General features: G+C 67.4%; 15 protein-coding genes. 7 read left to right on the forward strand and 8 right to left on the reverse strand.

All coding sequences use genetic code 11. The annotated features are described in order from the left end of the window. Window positions 1-81: 81 nt before the first annotated feature. The gene (locus ACNQFN_RS02945; protein WP_418647915.1) at window positions 82-3,174 is read left to right on the forward strand and encodes a transglycosylase domain-containing protein; all 3,093 of its coding nucleotides are present in this window, start codon (window positions 82-84) and stop codon (window positions 3,172-3,174) included. Between the two features lie 82 nt (window positions 3,175-3,256). Here ACNQFN_RS02945 and ACNQFN_RS02950 read toward each other — a convergent pair whose 3' ends face one another. The 5 genes from ACNQFN_RS02950 to ACNQFN_RS02970 form a co-directional block, all read right to left on the reverse strand. Further along, window positions 3,257-4,456, reverse strand: coding sequence for an acetyl-CoA C-acyltransferase (locus ACNQFN_RS02950; RefSeq protein WP_418647916.1), 1,200 nt, complete (start codon window positions 4,454-4,456; stop codon window positions 3,257-3,259). A 20-nt stretch (window positions 4,457-4,476) separates the two neighbouring features. Beyond that, window positions 4,477-6,873, reverse strand: a complete 2,397-nt coding sequence (locus ACNQFN_RS02955) for a 3-hydroxyacyl-CoA dehydrogenase/enoyl-CoA hydratase family protein (RefSeq protein WP_418647917.1) — start codon at window positions 6,871-6,873, stop codon at window positions 4,477-4,479. Between the two features lie 21 nt (window positions 6,874-6,894). Beyond that, the gene (locus ACNQFN_RS02960; protein WP_418647918.1) at window positions 6,895-8,535 is read right to left on the reverse strand and encodes a fatty acid--CoA ligase; all 1,641 of its coding nucleotides are present in this window, start codon (window positions 8,533-8,535) and stop codon (window positions 6,895-6,897) included. A gap of 121 nt (window positions 8,536-8,656) precedes the next feature. Further along, window positions 8,657-9,277 (reverse strand): response regulator transcription factor, encoded by a 621-nt coding sequence (locus tag ACNQFN_RS02965; protein WP_418647919.1) that lies wholly within the window; start codon window positions 9,275-9,277, stop codon window positions 8,657-8,659. After that, the gene (locus ACNQFN_RS02970) at window positions 9,274-10,368 is read right to left on the reverse strand and encodes a PAS domain-containing sensor histidine kinase (RefSeq protein ID WP_418647920.1); all 1,095 of its coding nucleotides are present in this window, start codon (window positions 10,366-10,368) and stop codon (window positions 9,274-9,276) included. Before ACNQFN_RS02970 ends, ACNQFN_RS02965 begins: the two co-directional genes overlap by 4 nt. Window positions 10,369-10,947: 579 nt before the next feature. On the opposite strand from ACNQFN_RS02970, the gene dosP reads away from it, so the two are divergent. Both dosP and ACNQFN_RS02980 read left to right on the forward strand, forming a co-directional pair. Further along, the gene (gene dosP, locus ACNQFN_RS02975) at window positions 10,948-13,542 is read left to right on the forward strand and encodes an oxygen-sensing cyclic-di-GMP phosphodiesterase DosP (RefSeq protein ID WP_418647921.1); all 2,595 of its coding nucleotides are present in this window, start codon (window positions 10,948-10,950) and stop codon (window positions 13,540-13,542) included. Beyond that, window positions 13,539-14,444: a diguanylate cyclase domain-containing protein gene (locus ACNQFN_RS02980; RefSeq protein ID WP_418647922.1), complete on the forward strand. Its 906-nt coding sequence runs from the start codon at window positions 13,539-13,541 to the stop codon at window positions 14,442-14,444. The genes dosP and ACNQFN_RS02980 overlap by 4 nt, the downstream gene beginning before the upstream one ends. Before the next feature lie 182 nt (window positions 14,445-14,626). Here the strand turns inward: ACNQFN_RS02980 and ACNQFN_RS02985 are convergent, their stop codons facing one another. From ACNQFN_RS02985 to ACNQFN_RS02995, 3 genes are all read right to left on the reverse strand, one after another. Then, window positions 14,627-16,630: a methyl-accepting chemotaxis protein gene (locus tag ACNQFN_RS02985; protein WP_418647923.1), complete on the reverse strand. Its 2,004-nt coding sequence runs from the start codon at window positions 16,628-16,630 to the stop codon at window positions 14,627-14,629. Between the two features lie 144 nt (window positions 16,631-16,774). After that, window positions 16,775-18,187, reverse strand: coding sequence for a YdgA family protein (locus ACNQFN_RS02990; RefSeq protein WP_418647924.1), 1,413 nt, complete (start codon window positions 18,185-18,187; stop codon window positions 16,775-16,777). Between the two features lie 158 nt (window positions 18,188-18,345). Continuing rightward, complete coding sequence (locus ACNQFN_RS02995) at window positions 18,346-19,725, reverse strand: MFS transporter (protein ID WP_083953665.1); 1,380 nt, start codon at window positions 19,723-19,725, stop codon at window positions 18,346-18,348. Between the two features lie 505 nt (window positions 19,726-20,230). Here ACNQFN_RS02995 and ACNQFN_RS03000 point away from each other — a divergent pair. From ACNQFN_RS03000 to ACNQFN_RS03015, 4 genes are all read left to right on the forward strand, one after another. After that, window positions 20,231-20,710: a PACE efflux transporter gene (locus ACNQFN_RS03000; protein ID WP_157659168.1), complete on the forward strand. Its 480-nt coding sequence runs from the start codon at window positions 20,231-20,233 to the stop codon at window positions 20,708-20,710. A gap of 1 nt (window position 20,711) precedes the next feature. After that, the gene (gene murB / locus ACNQFN_RS03005; protein WP_068637900.1) at window positions 20,712-21,755 is read left to right on the forward strand and encodes a UDP-N-acetylmuramate dehydrogenase; all 1,044 of its coding nucleotides are present in this window, start codon (window positions 20,712-20,714) and stop codon (window positions 21,753-21,755) included. Between the two features lie 56 nt (window positions 21,756-21,811). Beyond that, complete coding sequence (locus ACNQFN_RS03010; RefSeq protein WP_068637902.1) at window positions 21,812-22,273, forward strand: methyltransferase family protein; 462 nt, start codon at window positions 21,812-21,814, stop codon at window positions 22,271-22,273. 189 nt (window positions 22,274-22,462) lie between these two features. Next, window positions 22,463-22,834 (forward strand): RidA family protein, encoded by a 372-nt coding sequence (locus ACNQFN_RS03015; RefSeq protein ID WP_418647925.1) that lies wholly within the window; start codon window positions 22,463-22,465, stop codon window positions 22,832-22,834. Window positions 22,835-22,898 lie beyond the last annotated feature (64 nt).

The raw sequence follows: 22,898 nt of genomic DNA on the forward strand, positions 1-22,898 counted from the left end.
TGTAACAGTGTCATTTTCTTGCGTCGAAAAACGCATAATCGTGGCGATGCCATATCGATTCGTCCTGCCCTGCACCCTGATGTGAATTCCGAAGCCGAAGCACCCGCCGCACAAGAAACCGATGCTCCCTTTGTCCGGCGCCGCCTGCGTCCCTGGCGTCTGTTTGGTGCCGGGTTGTTCATCCTGGTATTGGCCGTACTGGTGGCGGGCGCCGTGCTGCTCGTCCACGAACTGCACAGCTCGCGCCTGCAGGCGCGCGAGATCTCGCGTTTCGCGGCGAAGCTCGACTACCAGCGCGTCGCCGGCCGCAGCGAGGCCTTGCGCTACCCGACGCACGGCCCCTTCGACCAGCGCCTCGGCTACACCGAACTGCCGGATTTCATCGAACGGCTGCAGGCGCGCGGCTTCGAGCTGGCGGCGCAGACCCGCTTCAGCCCCGAACTCATCGACTACGTCGATCGCGGCCTGTTTCCGCCTTACCGCGAGAAGACCCGTGCCGGCCTGGATGTGCTCGACTGCCGCGGCGGATCGCTGTACGACTTCCGCTACCCGTATCGCGGCTATGCCGACTTCGCCGCGGTGCCGCCGGTGGTGGCGCAGGCGCTGCTGTTCATCGAGAACCGCGACCTGCTCGACGACAGCCGGCCGACGCTGAACCCGGCGGTCGACTGGGTGCGCTTCGCGCGCGCGGCGGCGGCGCAACTGGGGCGCATGGTCAAGGAAGACCTCGACGCCCCCGGCGGCAGCACGCTGGCGACGCAGATCGAGAAGTACCGCCACTCGCCCGACGGCATCACCGTCGATGCGCGTGAAAAGCTGCGCCAGATGGTGTCGGCCAGCGTGCGCGCCTACCGCGAAGGCGAACGGACCCTGCCGGTGCGGCAGCGGCTGGTGCTCGACTACCTGAACACCGTGCCCTTGTCGGCGGCGCCGGGGCATGGCGAAGTCAATGGCCTGGGCGACGGCCTGTGGGTGTGGTTCGGCGCCGATTTCGATCGCGTCAATGCGCTGCTGTCGGCGCCGCCGGGGCAGGGCGGGATCCTGCGTGAACAAGGGCTGGCGCTGCGCCAGGTGGTGGCGCTGATGATCGCCCACCGCCGGCCGTCGTGGTACCTGGCGCGCGGCCGCGACGAACTGGCGCGCAGCACCGATGCCTACCTGCGCCTGCTCGCCGAGGCCGGCACCATCGACGCCGCGCTGCGTGATGCCGCGCTGTCGCAGCGACTGGTTTTCCGCGACCTGGCGGCCGACCCGGCGCTGTTGCCGGCCCGTCCGGGCAAGGGCACGACCGCGGTGCGCACACGGCTGGCGGGCATGCTGGGCATTTCGCTGTACCGCCTGGACCGGCTCGATGCCGAAGTCGGCACGAGCTTGCACGGCGGGCTGCAGCAGGCGGTCGGCGATTACCTGGGCCGCCTGGCCGATGCGGACTTCGCCCGCAGCCAGGGGCTGGTCGGCGATCGCATGCTGAACCCGGCGACGCTCGGCGCGGTGCGCTACAGCTTCACCCTGGTCGAGCGCACGCCGGGCGGCAACCGCGTGCGGGTGCAGACCGACACCTCCGACCAGTTGTTCGACATCAACGAAGGCAGCAAGCTCGAACTCGGCTCCACCGCCAAATTGCGCGTGCTGGCGACCTATCTGGAAATCGTTGCCGAACTGCACGGACAACTGGCCGAACTGGACATGCCGGCGCTGCGCCGGGTTGACATCGCCCGCCAGGACAACCTGACGCGCTGGGCCATCGACCACCTCGCCACCGCGAGCGACCGCAGCCTGCCGGCGATGCTGGACGCGGCGCTGGAGCGGCGCTTCGCCGCCAGCCCGGGCGAAGGCTTCTTCACCGGTGGCGGGCTGCACAGTTTCGGCAACTTCAACCGCAGCGACGATGTGCGCATGCCGACGCTGCGCGAAGCGCTGCAGGCCTCGATCAACCTGCCTTTCGTGCGGCTGATGCGCGAGATCGTGCGCCACACCATGTACCAGGTGCCGGGCAGCACCGCGCAACTGCTGGAAGACGCCCAGGATCCGCGTCGCGCCGAATACCTGGCGCGCTTCGCCGACCGCGAGGGCCAGGTCTTCCTGCGCCGCTTCTGGCGCAAGTACCAGGGCCTGGGCGCGGAAGACATGCGCGCGCTGTTGCTCGACGGCCTGCGTCCCGGCGCCGAGCGCCTGGCCGCGGTGTTCCGCTATCTCGAACCCGATGCGCCGCCCGAGGCGCTCGCCGCCTTCCTCGGCCAGCGCCTGGGCGAGGCGCTGCCATCCGAATCGCGCATCGCCCAGCTCTACGGCCGCTACGCGCCGGAGGCTTTCGACCTGCCCGACCGCGGCTACGTCGCGCGCCTGCACCCGCTGGAGCTGTGGCTGGTCGGCTACCGCATGCGCAACCCGCAGGCGAGCCTGGGCGAGGCGATCGCCGCCAGCGAGGGCGAGCGCCAGGCGGTGTACCGCTGGCTGTTCCGCACGCGCTCGCGCAGCGCGCAGGATTCGCGCATCTTCACGATGCTGGAAGTCGAAGCCTTCCTCGAGATCCACCGCCGCTGGGCGCGGCTGGGCTATCCCTTCGGCCATCTCGTACCTTCGCTGGCGACGGCGCTCGGCAGTTCGGGCGACCGCCCGGCGGCGCTGGCCGAACTGATGGGCATCATCGTCAACGACGGCCTGCGCCTGCCGATGCAGCGCATCGAGCGGATCGATTTTGCCGTCGATACGCCGTACGAAACCGCTTTCACGCTGCGCGCCGGGGGCGGCGAACGGGTGATGGCGGCGGAAGTCGCCGCGGCGCTGCGCAGCGCGCTGTCCGACGTGGTCGAGAGCGGTACCGCGCGCCGGCTGGCGGGCAGCTTCCGCCTGGCCGACGGCAGCGAGCTGGCGCTGGGCGGCAAGACCGGCACCGGCGACAACCGCATCGTCATCGGCGGCCGCGCCGGCACCGCGCTGAACCGCACCGCGACGTTCGTCTTCTATCTCGGCCCGCGCCATTTCGGCACCCTGACCGCCTACGTCACCGGTCCCGGCGCCGCCGCCTACCGCTTCACCTCGGCGCTGCCGGTGCAGATCCTGAAGTCGATGGCGCCGGTGCTGGTGCCGTACCTGGAGCCGGAAACCGGCGCAGCCTGTCTTGACGCGGCGCTGGAATGCGCCGAGAAAGCGGTCGAGCGGAGCAAGGAATGAAACCGTCCGGGCATGGGCGGAGGGGCGCCCGTGCCCGGACGGCACGGAGGGTTCCGCCGCCGTGGGTGCCGGGCAAGTTGCGCTACATCCGCTCGAAGACGCCGGCCGCGCCCATGCCCGTGCCGATGCACATGCTGACCATGCCGTATCTGCCGCTCGTGCGCTGGAGGCCGTGCACCAGGGTCGCAGTGCGGATTGCGCCGGTGGCGCCCAGTGGATGGCCGAGGGCAATCGCGCCGCCTTGCGGATTGACTTTGGCCGGGTCGAGCGGAATCTCTTTCAATACCGCCAGCGCCTGTGCGGCGAAGGCTTCGTTGAGCTCGATCCAGTCCAGATCTTGCTGGTGAATTCCGGCTTGCTGCAGCGCTCTGGGAATTGCCGCGACGGGGCCGATGCCCATGATTTCCGGCGGTACTCCGGCGACCGCGAAGCTGCAGAAGCGGGCCAGCGGGATGAGGTTGAACTGCTTCAGCATCCGTTCCGAGACCAGCAGCACGGCGGCCGCGCCGTCGGACATCTGCGAGGCATTGCCTGCCGTCACCGAGCCCCCGGCGTGGAAGACCGGACGCAGGCTGCCCAGTGATTCGAGCGTGACATCGGTGCGTGCGCCTTCGTCGTCGGTCGCCAGGCGGCGGCGTTCACGCACCGTGCCGTCTTGGCCGCCCGGCAGGCGCTCGACGATCTCGTAAGGGGTGATTTCGGCCTGGAACCGGCCTGCGGCAATGGCGGCGCAGGCACGGCGGTGGGATTCGACGGCGAAGGTATCCTGCGCCGCGCGGCTGATCTGCCATTGTGCCGCCACCTTCTCGGCGGTCAGGCCCATGCCGTAGGCGATACCCCGGTTCTCGTCATTGGCGAATACTGCCGGGCTGACCGTGACCTTGTTGCCCATCATGTTGTTCATCACCGTCATCGATTCGATGCCGGCGGCGATCATCACGTCGGCCTGGCCGAGGCGGATCTGGTTGGCGGCGTCCGACACCGCCTGCAGGCCGGAGGAGCAGAAGCGGTTGATGGTGACGCCGGGCACGCAATTGGGCAGGCCGGACAGCAGCACGCCGATGCGCGCGACGTTCATGCCCTGTTCGGCTTCCGGCATGGCGCAGCCGACGATCACGTCGCCGATCAGGGCCGGATCGAGTGCCGGTGCTTTCGCAACCACCTCGCGCAGCACATGCGCCAGCAGATCATCCGGGCGGACGTTCCTGAACATGCCCTTGCGCTTGGCGACCGGTGTGCGCACCGCGGCGACGATGTAGGCGTCTTGAATCTGTTTGCTCATGGGTCGTTCTCCGTCGCGCATCAGTTGCGCAGGGGCTTGCCGGTGTCCAGCATGTGGCGGATGCGGGCCTGGGTTTCAGGGGTCTGCAGCAGTTCGAGGAAGACGCGGCGCTCGACGGCGAGCAGCCAATGCTCGTCGACCAGTGTCCCGGCCTCGACTTCGCCGCCGCACAAGGCTTCGGCAACCGCGCGGGAGACGCGGTGATCGTGGGCGGATATCATGCCGCCCTCCTGCATATTCACCAGCGTCATCTCCATGGCCGCAATGCCGGCGCGGCCCAGGACGGGCACGCTGCGCACGGGCTGCGCCGGGGCGTGGCCGATGTCGGCCAGTGCCCGCGCCTGCTTGAGCGCCGCAAACAGCAGTTCGCGTGGATGAAGGCGGATCGGATCGCTGCGCTCGCCGTAGCCGAGGTCGATCGCCTCGAAGGCATTCTTCGCGACCCTGCCCGTGGCCACGGCCAGGAAGGCCGGGGTCAGGCGCGGCAGCAATTCGCTGGCGGTGCCCGTTTCGGCCGCCCAGCGGGCGCAGCGCAGCGCCAGTTCCTTGCACCCGCCGCCGGCCGGAATCAGGCCGACGCCCACTTCGACGAGACCGAGCTGGCTTTCCAGAGCCATCACCCGGCGCGCCGCATGCATGGCGAACTCGCAGCCGCCGCCCAGCGCAAGTCCCTGCACGGCGGCGACGACCGGTACTTGTGCGTACTTGATTGCCATCGTCGTTTGCTGAAAGCGTTCGACGTAGGCTGCCAGTTCGGCCGTTCGCCCGGCCTCGAGTGCGGCGGCGATTTCCTTCAGGTCGGCGCCGATGGCAAAGGGCGCGTCGTGCCAGATCACCAGGCCGTCGAGTTCGGCTTCCGCCTTGATGAGCGCAGCCTGCATGCCGTCGAGCACGCTGCTGCCCAGCGTGTGCATCCGGGTCTTGATGGAGACGATGCCGATGCCCGGATCGATTTCCGGCAATCGCCACAGGCGCAGGCCTTCGTTCTCGAACAGGGTCTCGCCGCTTGTTTCCGGGCGGGCGCCGGCTTCGCCGAGCAGCAGTTCGGGAAATAGCTGGCGTTGATAGACTGGCAGCGTCGAACGCGGCGCATGCGCGTTTCGGCGTGCCGACCAGGATCCCTCGGCGGTGTGCACGCCGCCGCGGCCGGCGTCCATGACCCAGGCGGGCAAGGGGGCGCCGCTCATGCTCAGCCCCGATGCGATGTCGGCGGCAATCGCCTCGGCGGTTTCCCGCCAGCCGGCGGCCTGCCACAGTTCGAACGGCCCTTGCGCCCAGCCGAAGCCCCAGCGCAGCGCCAGATCGAGGTCGCGGGCGTTGTCGGCGACTTCGCCCAGCTGCACGGCGCAGTAGTGGAAAAGGTCGCGGAAGACGGCCCAGAGGAATCGAGCCTGCGGATGGTCGGAGTTACGCAGTGCCTGCATGCGCGCCGCCGGGTCGCGCATGCCGAGCGTGGCGGCGACCTCGTCGGCAACGTCATCGCGGCTGTCACGGTAGTCGCCGATGGCCGGGTCGAACACCTGGATCGCCCTGCCCTGCTTGCGGAATACGCCGCGCTTGCTCTTTTGCCCCAGCGCGCCTTCCTCGATCAGCCTCTGCAGCCAGACCGGGAGCTGGAAGCAGGCATGCCACGGGTCATCGGACAGCGTGCCGTGCATGGTGGCGACGACGTGCGCCAGCGTATCCAGGCCGACGACGTCGCTTGTGCGGAAGGTGGCGCTTTTCGGGCGGCCGATCTTCGGGCCGGTCAGCGCGTCCACCGTGTCCGGTGCCAGATCGTGGGCGGCCGCATGGCGCATCACCGTCAGGAGCGAGAAAACGCCAATGCGGTTGGCGACGAAGTTCGGGGTGTCGAGCGCCCGGATGACGCGCTTGCCGAGGCGGGTGGTCAGCCAGGTTTCCAAGCGGTCGAGCATCGCAGCGTCGCTATTCGGCGTCGGTACGATCTCGACCAGCGGCATGTAGCGCGGCGGGTTGAAGAAGTGGATGCCGCAGAAATTGCCGCGCAACGCTTCGGGCAGCCCCTCGGCCAGGGTAGAAATGGACAGGCCGGAGGTGTTGGACGCGATGATTGCAGTGGCGGGCAGGAAGGGGGCGATCCTGGCATAGAGCGCGTTCTTCCAGTCCATGCGCTCGGCAATGGCTTCGATGATCAGGTCGCAGTCGCGCAATTGCTCAAGATGGCTGTCGTAGTTGGCAGCGTCGATGTATTGCAGGCGGTCGTGCTTGACCGCCGGCGCGGGCTGCAGCTTCTTGAGGCCATCGAACGCCTTCTTGACGATGCGATTGCCATCGCCTTCCGGCCAGGCCAGATCGAAGAGCGTCACCGGCACATCGGCGTTGGCGAGATGCGCCGCGATTTGTGCGCCCATTACGCCCGAGCCCAGCACAGCGGCCTTTCTGATCGTGAAATTCATGGTCTTCTTTCCTGGGACGAATCAGTTCGCGAGTTGCCGGCGCATCGCCTTCTTGTCCAGTTTGCCGACGCTTGTATGGGCCAGGCTGTCGACGAAGCGCACCTGGTCGGGGATGGCGAACTTGGAGATGTGTCCTTCATCGGCGAGCTTCTGGACGTGGGCGCGAATCTCCTCCGGCGTGGCGGTCCTGCCCTGGTGCAGCACGATCATCGCCAGCGGGCGTTCGCCCCATTTGTCGTCCTTGACGCCGACAACGGCCACTTCATTGACTGCCGGGTGCTGCGAGATGATGCTTTCCAGTTCCAGCGACGACACCCATTCGCCGCCGGTCTTGATCACGTCCTTGAGGCGGTCGGTCACGGTCAGCATGCCGCGTGGGTCGAGCACGCCGATGTCGCCGGTGTGCAGATAGGAACCCGCCCAGAGCTCTTCGGATGCTGCCGGGTTGTGCAGATAGCCCTGTGTCAGCCAAGGGGCGCGCACGATGATTTCGCCGCTGCTGTGGCCGTCACGCGGAACGTCGAGCATTTGCATGTCGACGGTGCGCAGATCGACGAGAGGAATGCTGTAGCCGGTGCGGATGCGTTCGGCGGCCTGCGCGTCGGCGTCCGGCAGTTCGTCGCGGACGTGGGCGATGGTCAGGATCGGGCAGCTCTCCGACATGCCATAGCCGGTGAACACGTCGATGCCCCGTGCCAGTGCCGCCGCCGCCAGACCCTTGGGGAAGGCGGCGCCGCCGATGATCATCTTGCAGCGTGACAGATCGACGTTTTCCGAGGCTTTGCTCGAGAGCAGCATGTGCAGGATGGTCGGAACGCAATGCGAGAAGGTGACGCCTTCGGTCCGGATCAGCTGGAGCAGGGTGTCGGGCGCATAGCGGCCGGGATACACCTGCTTGAGTCCCAGCATCGTGGCGACGTAGGGCAGGCCCCAGGCGTGCACGTGGAACATCGGCGTGATCGGCATGTAGACGTCCTGCCGATGCAGCCGGCCTTGCCCGGCGGCGCTGCCCAGGGCGGCGGTGACGGCCATGGTGTGCAGCACCAACTGGCGATGGCTGAAGTAAACGCCCTTGGGCAAGCCGGTGGTGCCGGTAGTGTAGAAGGTGGTTGCCCGCGTGTTCTCGTCGAATTCGGGGAAGTCGTATTCCGGGGCGGCCGCGGCGAGCAGGGCTTCGTATTCGCCCGCGTAAGGTACCTTGAAGCTGCTCATGGTCGAGCCGTCGTCGCTGATCAGGACGAATTTCTTCACCGTCTCCAGTTGCTCGCGAATGATCGCCAGGATGGGGATGAACTCGACATTGACGACGACGATGTCGGCCTTGGCATGGTTGAGCGTGTAGAGGATCTGCTCCGGCGACAGGCGCACATTCACCGTCTGCAGCACTGCGCCCATCATCGGCACAGCGAAGAAGGCTTCGAGGTAGCGATGGCTGTCCCAGTCCATGAAGGCGACGGTGTCGCCCTGGCCGATACCCTGGGCGCGCAATGCGTTGGCCAATCGCCCGATGCGCTCGAAAAACTGGCGGTAGGTCAGGCGCGAGCGGTCGCGATAGACGATTTCCTGCCCGTCCGCCGTCGCCCGCGCCGAATGCAGCAGCTGCTTGACGAGCAGCGGGTAGGTGTAGGCGGATGGCGCGACTTCGATGGATTGCAATGGCATTTCCGGTCCCCTCGTCGTTGTTCGAAGAGGGCGAGCCTAAGCAGGCTCCGGCGTACCGTCAGCCGGAAACTTCCCGAAATGTTGTAGGAACTTTCCGATACTTGCGCCGGCGGAGCATGCCTCAGTCGTCGATGCCGTGTTCGATGCAGTAGCGCACCAGTTCAGCATTGCTGACGATGGCCAGCTTGCCGAGCAGACGGCTGCGGTAAGTGCTGACCGTCTTGACGCTCAGGCACAGACGGCGGCCGATTTCGGTGAGTGAGACGCCGGCGACGATCAGGCGCAGGATCTGCCATTCACGCTCGGTCAGCCTGGCATGGGCGGCGTGCGGCACGGCGGGGCGGTGTCCGGGGCGCAGGCCCGCCGGAAGATGGAATCCGCCGCTCGCCGCGATGCGGATGGCGTCGATCAGCTGCGCGGCATCGCGGTCTTTGGAGACGTAGCCGTTGGCGCCGGCATCGAGCGCGATCGCGGCATATTGTTCCTCCGGGTACATCGAAAGCATGACCACCGGTTGCGAAGGCCATTCCGCGTGGATGCGGCGCAGGGTGTCGAGGCCGCTGCCTCCGGCCATGCTGACGTCGAGCAGCACGACCCCGAAAGGACGGTTGCGGAGCCGTTCCAGCGCTTCGCGGCCATTGCCGGCCTCGGCGACGATGCGCATGTCGGGCTCGTCCGATAGCAGGCGGCGCAGGCCGCTGCGGAAAATCGCGTGGTCGTCGACCATCAGGATTTCGATCATGCCGTGTCCTCCTTGGGCAGGCGCAGGATCAGGCAAGTGCCCCCGGCCTGGCCGCAGCGGAAACTCAGTTCGCCGCCGAATTCCTGCGCCCGTTCCGCCATGCTGAGCAGGCCCAGGCTCTTGCCGGTCGGCGTCTGGCTGTGCAGGCCTCTGCCGTCATCCTCGATTTCCACCTGCAGCCAGCCCGCGGTGCTGCTCAGGCGCACATGCACCTGCCGGGCCTGAGCGTGGCGGGCGATGTTGGTCAGGGCTTCCTGGCAGATCCTGTACACCGCGGTTGCGCGCGCTTGCGGCAGGTCGATGTCGGCATCGCCGGCCGCCAGGACATACCTCAACTCGGTGCGTTCGGAGAAGCGGCGCAGCATCGCGTCCAGCGCGGCGCGCAGCCCGAGGTGGTCGAGCGCGCTGGGACGCAGATCTTCGGAAATGGTGCGTACGGTGTCGATGCTCTCCTGCGCCAGGACCAGCAGGTCGCCGACGATACGCTGCATTTCAGGGTCGCTGGCGCGCCGCTGGATGCGCTGGATGTCGAGCTTCATCGATGTGAGCATGCCGCCGACGACATCGTGCAGTTCGCGCGCGATGCGCGCCCGCTGTTCCTCCCGCACGGTATTGATGTAGGCAGCCAGTTCGCGCAGGCGCTCCCGTGACAGGCGCAGGGCTTCCTGCTGCTGGCGCTGCTCGGTGATGTTGATGCCGACCCCGACCACCGCGGGCCGGCCGCGAAACATCACGCAGGAGCCATGCACTTCCAGATACACGGGCTCCCGGTTGCGGTGCCAGCCGATGGTCGTGTAGCGGATGCTTGGTATCTCATCGCTGATGCGCTTGTGGAAATTGACGATCGTCGCTTCCTGCATCTCGGGATAGACCGCCTGGCGCAGGTGCATGCCTTTCATTTCTTCCGGCGTGTAACCCAGCATGCTGGCGAACGTCGCGTTCACGTACTGGAACAGCTCGTCCTGGATCACGTACATGCCTGCCAGCGACTGCTCGACGATGCCACGAAACGGAATGTCGGCCTCTATGTTCGATCGGGGACGCTCGTGTTCCCGTTCAGGCGGTGGCGGAGAAGGCGGTGGATGCGTCATGGGGGATGCGCGCTCGGACAGGAGTGTGAGGGGCTTTGTGCCACCCCGATTACAGCTTGAAGCGGGCCGCGAGTTCGGAAGAGGGAGGCGTTCACCGACGTGGCCGCGCAGCCCGGTCCGTCGCGGCTACCGCCTTCTGGCTCTCGTCCCGATGGGCGACCACGAAGGCCGGCCGACGTGCAGAGTGCGATGCCGCCGCGGGTGTCCGTTTCCCAGCTAGTATAGATGCCGAGCAGGCCGGGAACATGCCCGAGCGAGGCAAGGAGTGAGCTGCGGCTTGCCGGAGACGTGGCCGGCGGTCATTGAGTCTTCATTTTTTGGAAGCCATGCGCCGGGCGCACGTGTCCGCCAGTTCACCCCGAAGTGGGTAACTCCAGACGCCCGCCAGACAGCCCGTCTTTTGCCATCCGGGTAGCATCCATCCGGTACCGGACGATCGAGTCCAGTGCGGCTTTCGACGTGCGCACCGCCAGGCTGGGCGGGCACATCGCCGATCTGCGGGCGCTGGCCAGCCATTTCGTCAGCAAATCGAGCCGCTGAGTCGGCGCGCATGGCTCACTCGAGCGGAGAGAGAAAGGAATGAGGGTGCTGGATGCGAGTGTGTACGGGATGCTGCTCCCGGCGCTCGAGCAGTCGATCATGGCGGCAGTGCTGGTCGATGAGAACAATTGCGTGCGCTATTTCAACCCCGCCGCCGAACGGCTGTGGGGCTATGCGCGCGAAGAGATCATGGACCGGGACATGCAGCCGCTGTTGCCGAAGGCGCTGCAGGCCGTCCATGGCGGCTACATGCGCAGCAACCGGGAAGGCGGCGAGCCGCGGGCCGTCGGCATGAACCGCGACCTGCTGGTGGAGCGCAAGGACGGCCGGCAACTGTGGGTGTCGTTCTCGCTGTCGAAGATCGACCTGTCGGGCCGCATCCACTACCTGGCTTTCGCGCGCGACGTGTCGGACGAGGTGGCCCGGCGCGAGCAGAATCGCCTGCTGCTGCTGGCGGTCAACCATACCGAGCGCCCGCTGTTCGTCGTCGATGGCGAGCGCCGCATCGTGCAGATCAACCGTGCTTTCAGCGACCTGTTCGGCTATACCGCCGCCGAGGCGGTCGGCTGTCTGCCGAGCGAACTCCTGGCCAGCCTGAACACGGATGCCGAGACGCTGGCGCGATTGCGCAGCAAGGCCTGGAGCACGGAGGGATTCAACGAGGAGATTCTGGCCAGGAGCAAGGACGGCCGGGACATATGGGTGAAGGCTTCGGTCAATCCGATCTTCGACGAGGACAGCGGACAACTGCGCAATCAGGTCATCGCCCTGTCCGACATTACCGAGGCGCGGCGGATCAGGGATCTCGAGCGCGACGTGCTGGAGGCATTGACCAGCAATCTGTCCTTCATCGGGCTGGGCAACTTCATCTGCCAGCGCATCGAGGCCATTGCGCCGGGCGTGCTGGTCTCGGTGTTCAAGGTTGTCGGGCGCAGACTGCGGCACTGGGCTGCGCCGAGCTTCCAGACTTCGTATGTGGCCGGCTGGGAGGGCGTCGAGATCGGCGACGGCGTGGCAGGAGGCTACGGCACCTGCGCCCATCGCGGCGAACCAGTGATGCTGGCCGACATCACGGCGGAACCGCTGCGCTCGGCCTACTGCGGGAGGGTGCCGCCGGCCGGATGCCGGGCGTGCATGGTTTATCCGGTCAAGCGGCGCGATGGCGGCGTGATCGGTATTTTTGCGCTCTATCTCCGCCGGGGCGCCCCGCAGGACGCCTACCTGAAACGGATCGCGGATGTCAGCATGTACTTGTGCGCGCTGGCGATCGAGCGCGAGGAAAGCCGGCTGCGGCTCGACGAACTGGTTCACCACGACGCGTTGACCGGATTGCCGAACCGCAACAATTTATATCGGTACACCGACGATCTGCTGGCTTCCGGCGTGGAGCAGGAAGTTGCCTTCTTCTGCGTCGGATTGCTCCGGTTCAAGGACGTCAACAACACGCTGGGCCACAGGGTGGGTGACCAGATGCTGGTCGAGGTCGCCAACCGCCTGCGATCCCGTCTGAGCGGCGGCGCCTTCCTTGCGCGGCTCGAGGGCTGCACCTTCGTGCTGGTCGTGCCCGACTGCAGCCCGGCCCGCGCTGCGCAGGTGGCTTCACGCATCCAGCAGGTCATCAGCGAACCGCTCGACATCGCCGGTGTGCTGCTGGATCTGTCGGCCTGCATCGGCGTCAGCCATTATCCCGACGGCGGCTGCCGCGACCGTGATGGATTGCTGCAGAGCGCCAAGAGTGCGATGGACGAGGTCAAGGCGTCGAATGGCGGCGGCATCCTGTTCTTCGATGCCGGCATGAACGAGCTCGCGCGCGAGCGCCTGCTGCTCGGCACGGCGTTGCGCCGGGCTGTCGCAGGGGCGGGCTTGCGCCTGGTGTATCAGCCGCAGGTGCGTTCGGAGGATGGCGAACTGTACGGCGTGGAGGCGCTGGCGCGCTGGCACGACGACAATTTCGGCGAAATCCCGCCGGGCAGGATGATCGCGCTGGCCGAGGAGATCGGCGAGATCGAGGCCATCGGGCGCTGGGCCCTGCGCAAAGCCTGCCGGCAGATGGCGGCGTGGCGCAGCCAGGGCGTGCATGTGCCGGTGGTGTCGGTCAATCTGTCGCCGCGCAGTTTCCGCAGCCGCGAGCTGCCGGATTTCGTCGCCGGGCTGCTGCAGGAGCATGCGCTGAGCGGCGACAGCCTGACCATCGAGATCACCGAGAGCGCGGCGATGGTGCTGACCCCGGAAATGCTGGAGATCGTGCACGGCATCCGCGCGCTGGGGGTGGGCCTGTCGGTGGATGATTTCGGCACCGGCTTCTCCAGCCTGTCCAATCTGGCCAGCCTGCCGGTGACGGAGGTCAAGATCGACCGCAGCTTCATCGACAGATGCCTGCAGGAAAGCCGCCTGCAGGCGCTGGTGACGGCGGTCATCGGCATCGGCCGGAGCCTGAACCTGGCGGTCGTTGCCGAAGGCGTGGAAACCGCGGGGCAATGCGAGCTGCTCAGGCGGCAGCGTTGCCCCGTCGTGCAGGGCTATCTGTTCTCCCGCCCGCTCGAACCCCGGGACATCCCCTCGTGGCTCGAACGCTTCCGGGCGGCTGCCGCTGCGCCGGAAGCCGTGGAAGCCCGCCCGGGGATGGGTGGATGACATTCCTGCCGGATGCGCTGTTCACCCGCATTCTCGATGCGCTGCCCGTCGCCGTGGTGGTGGCCACCATGCCCGATGCCCGGATCCGCTACAGCAATCATGCCTTCGACAGCTTGCTGGGCTGTCCGCCCGGCCAGTTCAGGACAGCGCGGCAGTTGATCGCGAGAGCCTGCGTCCATGAGCGGCAAAAGGCCTTGCTGCTGCGGCACTGGGATGTTTCCCTGCGGCGCCCGGCTGGCGGGGACGTGGGCGTCGTGCCGGACATCGAGATCGACATCCACTGCGGCGATGGCCAGGTTCGCACTGCCCTGCACTGCGGCCTGGTCCTGCACGAGCAGAAGCTGGCCGTCGCCATCTGCAAGGACATCACACGGCTGAAGCGCGACAGCCTGCTGTTCAAGGAATTCGCGTTTCTCGACCCCCTCACCGGCATCGCCAACCGGCGGGGCCTGGAGCAGCACTGGCGCGAGGCGACCTCCGATCCGCTGCAGCGGCGCCTGGCCTTCCTGATGCTGGACCTGGATGGCTTCAAGCCGATCAACGATACCCACGGCCACCTGGTGGGCGACGCGGTGCTGTGCACGGTCGCGAAGCGCCTGAAGCGGGTGGTGCGCGACTCCGACCTGGTGTGCAGGCTCGGCGGGGACGAATTCGGCCTGCTGCTCGAGGTGCCGGAAAAGCTCGAGCGGATGGACGCCATCTGCCAGCGCATCATCGACCTGGTCGGCGAGCCCATCGTGCTGGCGGACAGAACGGTCCATGTCACGGCGAGCATGGGCGCCTGCATCCATCCCGATCAGGCGGCGGACCTGCATCAGCTGCTGCAGCGGACCGATCTCGCGCTGTATGAAATCAAGAAATCGCGCAAGGGGCAGTGGCAGTGGTGGACGCCCGCCCGTTGAAGCCTTCGATGTCGATCGGGCGCTTCCGGCAGGCTCCGCAGATGCGGAGCCGCCCTGAATAATTCATGACCGTTCGGACTGAGCCCTTCGACTTCGCTCAGGACAGGTTTGTCGAAGTCCCCGATTATTCAGGAAATGCCCTTCGACAGGCTCAGGGCGAACGGATTTGATCAGCGTTTCCCCTAGAGCTTGAAGCGGCCGACCAGTGCGCCGAGATGTTCGGAGGCGCTGCCGATCTGCGCGAGCGTCTGCGAAGTCTGCTGGATCGCGTCGTCGGTGCTCTGCACCACGCCGGATGCCTGCTCCGCGGACTGGGCGAGCGCGGTGGCGGCGGCGGACTGCTCCTGCGTTGCTTCCGCGATTTCGCGCACGCGCCCGGCGGCGCGCTGCATGCTGGCCTCGATGGCGGCGATTTCGTCGGCCACGTGTGAGGCGCGTTCGACGCCGGTTTCCACCGCTTCGCGCGTGGCATGCATGCTGCTGACCGCCTGTCCGGTTTCACCGCGCATGGCTTCGATCATGTCGCGGATTTCGGTGGTGGCGCTGCTGGTGCGTTCGGCGAGCTTGCGCACTTCGTCGGCGACGACGGCGAAGCCGCGGCCCTGTTCGCCCGCGCGTGCGGCCTCGATCGCCGCGTTCAGCGCCAGCAGGTTGGTCTGGTCGGCAATGTCGCGGATCACCTGCACGATGCCGTTGATCTGGGTCGAGCGTTCGGCCAGGCCGTTCAGCGACGTGGCCAGCGCTTCCATGTTGCCGGCGATGTCGCGCATGTGGGTCTGCATGTCGCGCACCGCTTCGCCGCTGCGCTGCGAGGCGGCGCAGGTTTCCAGCATGACGCCGTTGGCTTCGTTGGCATTGCCGGCGATATGGCCGATGGAGACGGTGATCTCCTCGATGGTGGCGGCGTTGTCGCCGGTGGTGGCCGCCAGCGTGTGCGAGCTGCCGGCGATGCGGTCGGTCGCGTTCGAGACTTCGCGGATGCCGTCCACCAGCGTGTGGCTCTGGTCGCGCACTTCGATGAACATGCGCTGCAGGCTGGCAAGGAAGGTGTTCACCGAGCTGGCGACACGGCCGAGTTCGTCGCGGCTGCGGGTTTCCGGCAGCCGGCGCGTCAGATCGCCTTCACCGCCGGCCAGTGCCTGCATCGCGCCGGCCAGCGTCGCCAGCGGCCGGGTGAGGACGGCCAGCAGCAGGGACAGCACCGCGGCGGTCAGCAGCACGCTGACGGCGCCCATGACGATGGCGGTGGTGCGCAGCGTATCGGCCGAGGCGGTGATGATGCCTTCCGGCACCGATACCACGCTGCTCCACCAGGCATCGCTGTCGCTGAGCGATACGCGCTGCAGGAAGTGGAGCACGCCGGCGCCGTCCTTCCAGTGCATCGCACGGCCTTCGCGCAGGGCGGCCAGCGCTTCGGCCGGCAGCTCGGATGCCGGCTTGCCGATGCGTGTCGCGTCCTGGTGCGCAACCACCAGGCCCTTGGGGGTGTACAGCGCGACGCTGCCGACGCCGAAGGGCTTGATCCGGCCCAGCCGTTCGGCCAGTTCGTCCAGCGCCACGTCGACGCCGGCGATGCCGGCGAAGCGGCCGTCGATCTGCAGCGGCTTCACCAGCGAGGTGATCAGCAGGTTGCGCCCGCCGGCGACGTATTCGTAGGGTTCGGCGAGGTAGGCACGGCCGCTCTGCTTCGGCTGCTGGTAGTAGTCGCCGGCGCCGGGCTGGTCGTAGTCGACCAGCGGCTCCAGCACGACGGTATTGCCGCTGCGGCTCCAGTACGGCACGAAGCGGCCGCTGGCGTCATGGCCCGCATGGCCGGCGAAATCGGCGTCGCGGCCGTCGAAGGCATCCGCTTCCCAGCCGGTATAGACGCCCAGCAGGCCGGGGCGCCCTTCCAGCACGCGCTGCAGCACCTTGTTCACCGTGCTCCGGTCCGGCACGCTGCCGGTGCGCAGGCCGTCCAGCGACAGGGCCAGCGTGGATGAAACCGCCATGGCTTCGTCGAGGTGGGCGCCGACGCCGTGCGCGACCGATGCGGCTTCGCCCTCGGCGCGCGCCATGCCCTGTTCGAGTACCGCCTGGTGGCTGCGCCAGGCCAGCACGCCCAGGGTGATGGCGAAGCACAGCAATACGGTGATGACCGTGGCGGACAAAAGCTTCGCGCGGAAGCTCAGAGCGTTCAGGCGCATGATCGACCTCGTGCGTTGGGAATCCAGGTTGACGGCGATCATGCGGCATTCTTTAAGGTCAAGTGCGGACGCATTCCGCACCTGTCCTGCATCCGATCTGCCCGCGGAACGGGCGCGGGCGGATCGGGCTGCGCTGCGACGGCCTCAGTGTCCGCCCAGCGCCAGCGGGTTGAACGGCTTGCCATTCACCGTCAACTGACCCTGGCGGAAGGCTGCCTGAGTCTTGACGATGCCGTCGTTGCGCTGCAGGTAGCCTTGCGCTTCCAGCGCTCCGAGCTGGGCGTCGAGCTGCGCCGCCGCGAACGCCGCTTCGTCCTCGTTTTCGGCCTGGCCGCTGCCGAAGGCCTGCAGCAGGGCCTGCGGCACCGACAGATCGGCCGCCGCCTGCAGCTTGGCGATCAGCATCATCGGATTGGCCAGTTCTTCGGGCTGCAGGCCGTCGAGGCTGAGCTGCGCCGACAGGTCGGTCTTGCCGTGCGGGCTGGTGAAGCTGATGCGGTCGATGCTGAACGCCGGGTTGTGGCCCAGCAAGGCCATCGCCGGCTCGGCCAGCGGCGCGAACACTGCCGTGGGGTCTTCGGCCTGGGCGGCAAGCGCCGCGGGGTCGGAGCTGATCTCGATCAGCTTGCGCCACAGCGTGACGAGAGTGCGTCCGTGCAGGTGCGTGAGCGAGAAGTCGTAGTGGGCGGGGCCATAGTCGGCATCGCCGATGCGCAGCACGTCGGTACCGATCAGCGCCTTGATGTCGACGTAGTCGCCCTTGGCCGGAGCGTCGATGTCGTAGCTCATGCGTTCGAGCTGGAAGGCCATGCCGTCGAGCTCGCTGTCTTCCTTGCCGCTCACGTCCATCGACGCCACCGTCGCGCGCTGCCTGCCGACATGCAGCCAGGGCTCGTCGTCGAACAGGCGGCGCTGGTCGCCGTCGAAGACCAGCCCGGACAGCGTGATGCGCATGTTGGGGTCTTCCATCGACATGCTTTCCGCGCTGCCCTTGGTGGTGTAGCTGCGCAGGCCGGCGCTGAAGGCGACGTCCGCCTTCAGCCCGCCCAGGCCGATGCGCAGTTCGTTGCCGCTGCCGTCGGGCATGCCGAATTCCAGTGCGGGGCTGTCGACCGCCGAGTGGCCGCTGCCGTCGAACTGGAACACCGTGCGGGCCGTCAGCGGCGCCTTGCCGGCCAGCGTCGCTGCCAGCCTTTCGCCCTGTTCGCCGTCGATCACGAGTTCGGTGTCCATCGTTGCCGCGGCCAGCGTCGACAGGCCCAGCAGCGGGCCGTGCTTGATCTGGTTGACGGCATGCATGCGGAACGGCTCGCCCGCCTGCAGCGTGCCGTCTTCGGCGACGGCCGGCATCGCCATCTCGAAGCTGACTTTTTCGGTGCTGGCGAACACGCCGCGCTCGTAGCTGCGTTCGGTGATCTTCAGCGTGGGGTGCGACTGCATCTCGGCGTACTGTTCATCCAGGATGGTCTGGATCTTCTGGCCGGCAAACCAGGCGGCGGCGGGGTAGCTCAGGGCGATCACGGCAAGCGCGGCCGCGATCTTGGTGGGGCGGTTCATCCGGGGGGGTCCTTTTTCCGGTCAAGAGGTCGTGGCGGGCCGCAGGTGGGCGCCGCCGTATGTACAGGCCATCGTGTCCATGTCATTGATGCATCGCAAAACGGCGCACAGTATATGTGAGTGGGGTGATGGCCGGGAGTAGCCGTCCGGCCGGTTGCTCAGAAATTCGGCGAAGGGGCAGTCCTGGGCGCGTCGGCCGTTTCGACGAAGGGCTCGGCAGCGGCGTCCGTGGTGCCGTCCGCGGACGCGTCGAGGGGGGCGCTGGCGGATTGATCATCAGTGTCGGGTTGCGCCTTCGTGCTTGCTTCCGCATCCGGCGACACCATGTCCAGCGCCGTGGGCGAGGTGCGCAGCATGGGCGAGAAGTGCGCGGCCTCGTCGACGATCTCGTCGCTTCCGCGCCGGGCCTGCAGCAGCGCGAAGACCGCCAGCGGCGCGAAGGCGATGGCGAAGTGCAGCGGCAGGCCGGCAGGGCCGGCGAAGCCGAGCAGCGCACCGGCGATCATCGGGCCGATGGCGGCGCCGACGCCGTGCAGGAACAGGACGCCGGTGTTGCCGGCGAGGATGTCCTGCTGGTGCACATGGTCGATCAGGTGGGCGACGGTGACCGGGTAGATGGTGAAGGCGGCGGCGCCGAAGATGAAGAAGCCCGCCAGCGCGACGGCTTCGATGCTGCCGGTGACGCCGCCCAGCGCGGCCATGACGGCGCCGGTGACGGCCGCCGCGGCGGCGACCAGGCCGAGTGCGCGGCGGCGGTCGCCGCTGTCCGACAGGCGGCCGATCGGCCATTGCAGCAGCGCGCCGCCCAGGATGGCGCTGCTCATCAGCATGGCGATGCCGGCCGGGTCGAGGCCGATGCGCTGGCCGTAGATCGGCCCCAGGCTCCAGAACGCACCCATGCCGATGCCGGACGACAGCGCGCCGACGAAGGCCGCCGGCGCGGCGCGCCACACCATGCGCAAGTCGAGCCTGGGCGTGTGCCCGAGCTGCGGCTGGGGCAGGCGGGTCATGGTCACCGGCAGCAGCGACAGACAGGCGAAGATGGCGGCGACCGCGAACAGGGTGAAGTTCCCCGGCCCGTCGAGCCGCAGCAGTTGCTGGGCGCCGGCCAGCGCCAGCAGGTTGACCACCATGTACACCGCGAACACCTGGCCGCGCCGGTCGGCGGTCGTCTGCTCGTTGAGCCAGCTTTCGATCACGGTGTAGAAGCCGACCAGCGCCACGCCGGTGATCACGCGCAGCACCATCCAGAATGCCGCGTGCACGACGAGCACGTGCAGCAGCATGCAGGCGGCCACCGCTGCGCCGAAGAAGGCGAAGGCGCGGATGTGGCCCATGCGCCGGATCAGGCGCGGCGCGACGAAGGCGCCGAGGAAGAAGCCGAGGAAATACGTTGAGCCGATCAGCCCCAGCGTGGTGTCGGAAAAACCTTCCAGGCCGCCGCGCAGGGCGACGATGGTATTGAGCAGGCCGGAGCCGAGCAGCAGCAGGGCGATGCCGGCGAGCAGGGAGCCGATCGGCAGCAGGGTGGGGAGCATGGGCGGAATCTCGAAGACCGGCGATGCCGGCACAAGCACGTCTTGACGACTATTCGGGCAAATAGTTTAGCCGGCGTGCGTTGCGGAACGGGAGCCGCCCATGTGGCACTTTGTTACTCGAAGGATGGCAGGCTCGGCTGCTCGACCGGCTTGCCGGCGGCTGCCCACGCATCGAAGCCGCCGACGATGGCACGCACCCGTGTGTAGCCCATGTCCTGCATCGCGCAGGCGGTCAGCGCGGCACGGGATGAGAATCAGTGATGGCTTATATTTTGGCAGCGTGATGCCGCACCCGCCGCCGCGTGCCACGCTTGCCAGAAGTGAGGGGGATTTGCTAAAAGGTTCGCTGGTCCACGCCAGTGGGCCTCGTGTTCCGACGCGGGGACGGCCCCGCCCGCCATGCGCAATGACGCAGCGACCGTCGGTTACCCACGGGACGACCCGTGCTGACGGCAACCCCCTGGGTTCAACCCTCGGGGTCGCACCTTCATTGCAGGATTTCACCGTGTCTTCAAAACCCAAACTTCGCTCGCTGGGCGACCGACTGCGCCAGATCACGATGTTCGAGGTCGGCGGGCTGCTGATCGTCACGCCGCCTTTCGCCTGGGGCAGCGGCGTCCCCATCACCGAATCGCTCGGTCTGCTGGCGCTGCTGGCGCTGATCGCGGCGATCTGGAACGGCTGTTACAACACCAGCTTCGACTGGATCGAAGGCCGGCTTACCGGCCGCCGCGCCGACCGCCGGCCCTTCCGCCTGCGCTGCATCCACGCGGTCGGCTTCGAGTTGGGCCTGTTCTGCATGACGCTGCCGATCATCGTCTGGTGGACCGGCATGGGCTGGATCGAGGCGGCGATCGCCGATATTTTCCTCGCCATCACCTATACCGTGTACGCGTTGCTGTTCAACATGGGCTACGACCGCCTGTTCCCCATCCCCGACACGCCTGCCGCCCCCGAGCGCGACACGGCGAGGCTGGAGCGCTGACATGCCCGCCGCATCGCCGCGCATCGAGACGCAGGCCGACCTGTCCGCGCTCAACACTTTCGGCCTGCGCGCGCGCGCGGCACGGCTGCTGCGGCTGCGCTCGGCGGATGAGATCGGCGCCCTCATCGCCGCGCCCGATCGGGCGCCGGAACCGCGGCTGGTGCTCGGCGGCGGCAGCAACCTGGTGCTGCGGGGCGACTTTGCCGGCACCGTGCTGAAGGTGGAGATCGCCGGCCGCCGCCTGGTGCGCGAGGATGCCGAGGCCTGGATCGTTGAGGCCGGCGCGGGCGAGCCGTGGCACGGTTTCGTGCGCTGGACCTTGGAGCAGGGCTGGCCCGGACTGGAAAACCTGTCGCTGATCCCCGGCACTGCGGGTGCGGCGCCGATCCAGAACGTCGGCGCCTACGGCATCGAGACCGCCGACCGCTTCGACTCGCTCGACGCGGTGGACCTCGAAACCGGCGAATGCCAGGTCTTCAGCCTGGCGGACTGTGCCTTCGGCTACCGCGACAGCGTGTTCAAGCGCAACCCGGGGCGCTGGCTGGTGACGGCGGTGCGCTTCCGCCTGCCGAAACCCTGGCAGGCGGTGACGCGCTATGCCGACGTCGAACGCGAGCTGGCCGCCGCAGGCATCGCCACGCCGACGCCGCTCGACATCTCCGACGCCGTCGTCGCCATCCGCCGCCGCAAGCTGCCCGACCCCGCCGAGATCGGCAATGCCGGCAGCTTCTTCAAGAACCCCGTGGTCGACGCCGCCCACTGCGCCCGCCTGCTGGCAGCGTACCCGACGATGCCGCATTACCCGCAGCCCGACGGCCGCGAGAAGCTCGCCGCCGGCTGGCTGATCGAACAGGCCGGCTGGAAAGGTCGCGACCTCGGCCCGGTGGGCTGCTTCGAGCGCCAGGCGCTGGTGCTGGTCAATCGGGGTGGGGCGACGGGGGCGGATGTGGAGCGGATCGCGCGGGCGATCGTGGCCGATGTGGAGGGGCGCTTCGGCGTGGTGTTGGAGGCGGAGCCGGTGTTTGTGGGTGGGGACAGTCGGTAGTAAGCTGCCTCGGGCCGCCGCTGTCGTGCGGCACGACTTGAAGCCTCGTTCAAACAATGCAGTGGCTCGAGACAAAAATTCCACCGCCGATCGTCATGGTGCTGCTTGGTGCTGCCGCATATGGCGTCGCACCTTTGCTGCCCGTGCTCTCCTTTGAATTTGCGCTGCGCACCACTCTCGCGATTGCGCTGGCCCTTGCAGGCCTGGCGTTGAATATCCTTCCTGCACTCGCCTTTCTGCGCGCGGGTACGACCTTCAATCCGCTCCGGCCCGCTTCGGCCACGCGTCTGGTGACATCCGGTATTTATCGCCATACCCGGAACCCGATGTACCTCGGTGACTCCGTAATCCTGCTGGGATGGACGCTATGCCTCGGCAATGCCGCGGCTTTGGTGGCTGTTCCGGCTTTCGTGCGCTACATCACGCGATTCCAGATCCGGCCGGAGGAGCGGCATCTATCCGCTCGCTTCCCGGAAGCGTACGCCAGCTTCTGCAAGCGAACCCGGCGTTGGCTGTGAACCCTGGCAATCGAAGCATGGCAGGCAAGTAGATCACCAGCGGCATCGCCGGGCTGTGCGCCATGTTCTTGCTTGATGATCGCGGCCTTGGTGTTGCTGTGCCTGTTCCCCTGCATCGCTACCTGCTTGCCCGGCAGGATGTAAGTGTAAGCTTGTTCGCCATTGAACCCCGGAAAGGAAAAAACCGCCATGTCCACACCCGAATCCGCCCTGCAACGCCGCCACGTCGGCACGCGCCTGTCCGAAAGTGCCGTGTTCAACGGCGTGGTCTATCTGGCCGGGCAAGTGCCCGAGAACAGCCCCGGTGCCGACATCGCCACGCAGACCCGCGAGGTGCTGGGCCACGTCGAGCGCTTGCTGGAGGAAGCCGGTTCCAGCAAGCGAAGCATCCTGCAATGCCAGATCTTCCTGGCCGACATCAGCGAGATCGGCGCGATGAACACCGTCTGGGACGAGTGGGTCGTGCCCGGCCACACGCCGCCGCGCGCGACGGTGCAGGCGCAATTGGCCAACCCGGCCTACCGGATCGAGATCGTGGTGGTCGGCGCGGTCGAGTGCTGACGCCCCCGGTCGCCCACGCGATTCTGGTGCTCGCGCAGGTGGTCGGCAGCATCAATTCATGAAA

This window comes from Thauera butanivorans, assembly GCF_048398245.1.
Taxonomy (GTDB): domain Bacteria; phylum Pseudomonadota; class Gammaproteobacteria; order Burkholderiales; family Rhodocyclaceae; genus Thauera; species Thauera butanivorans.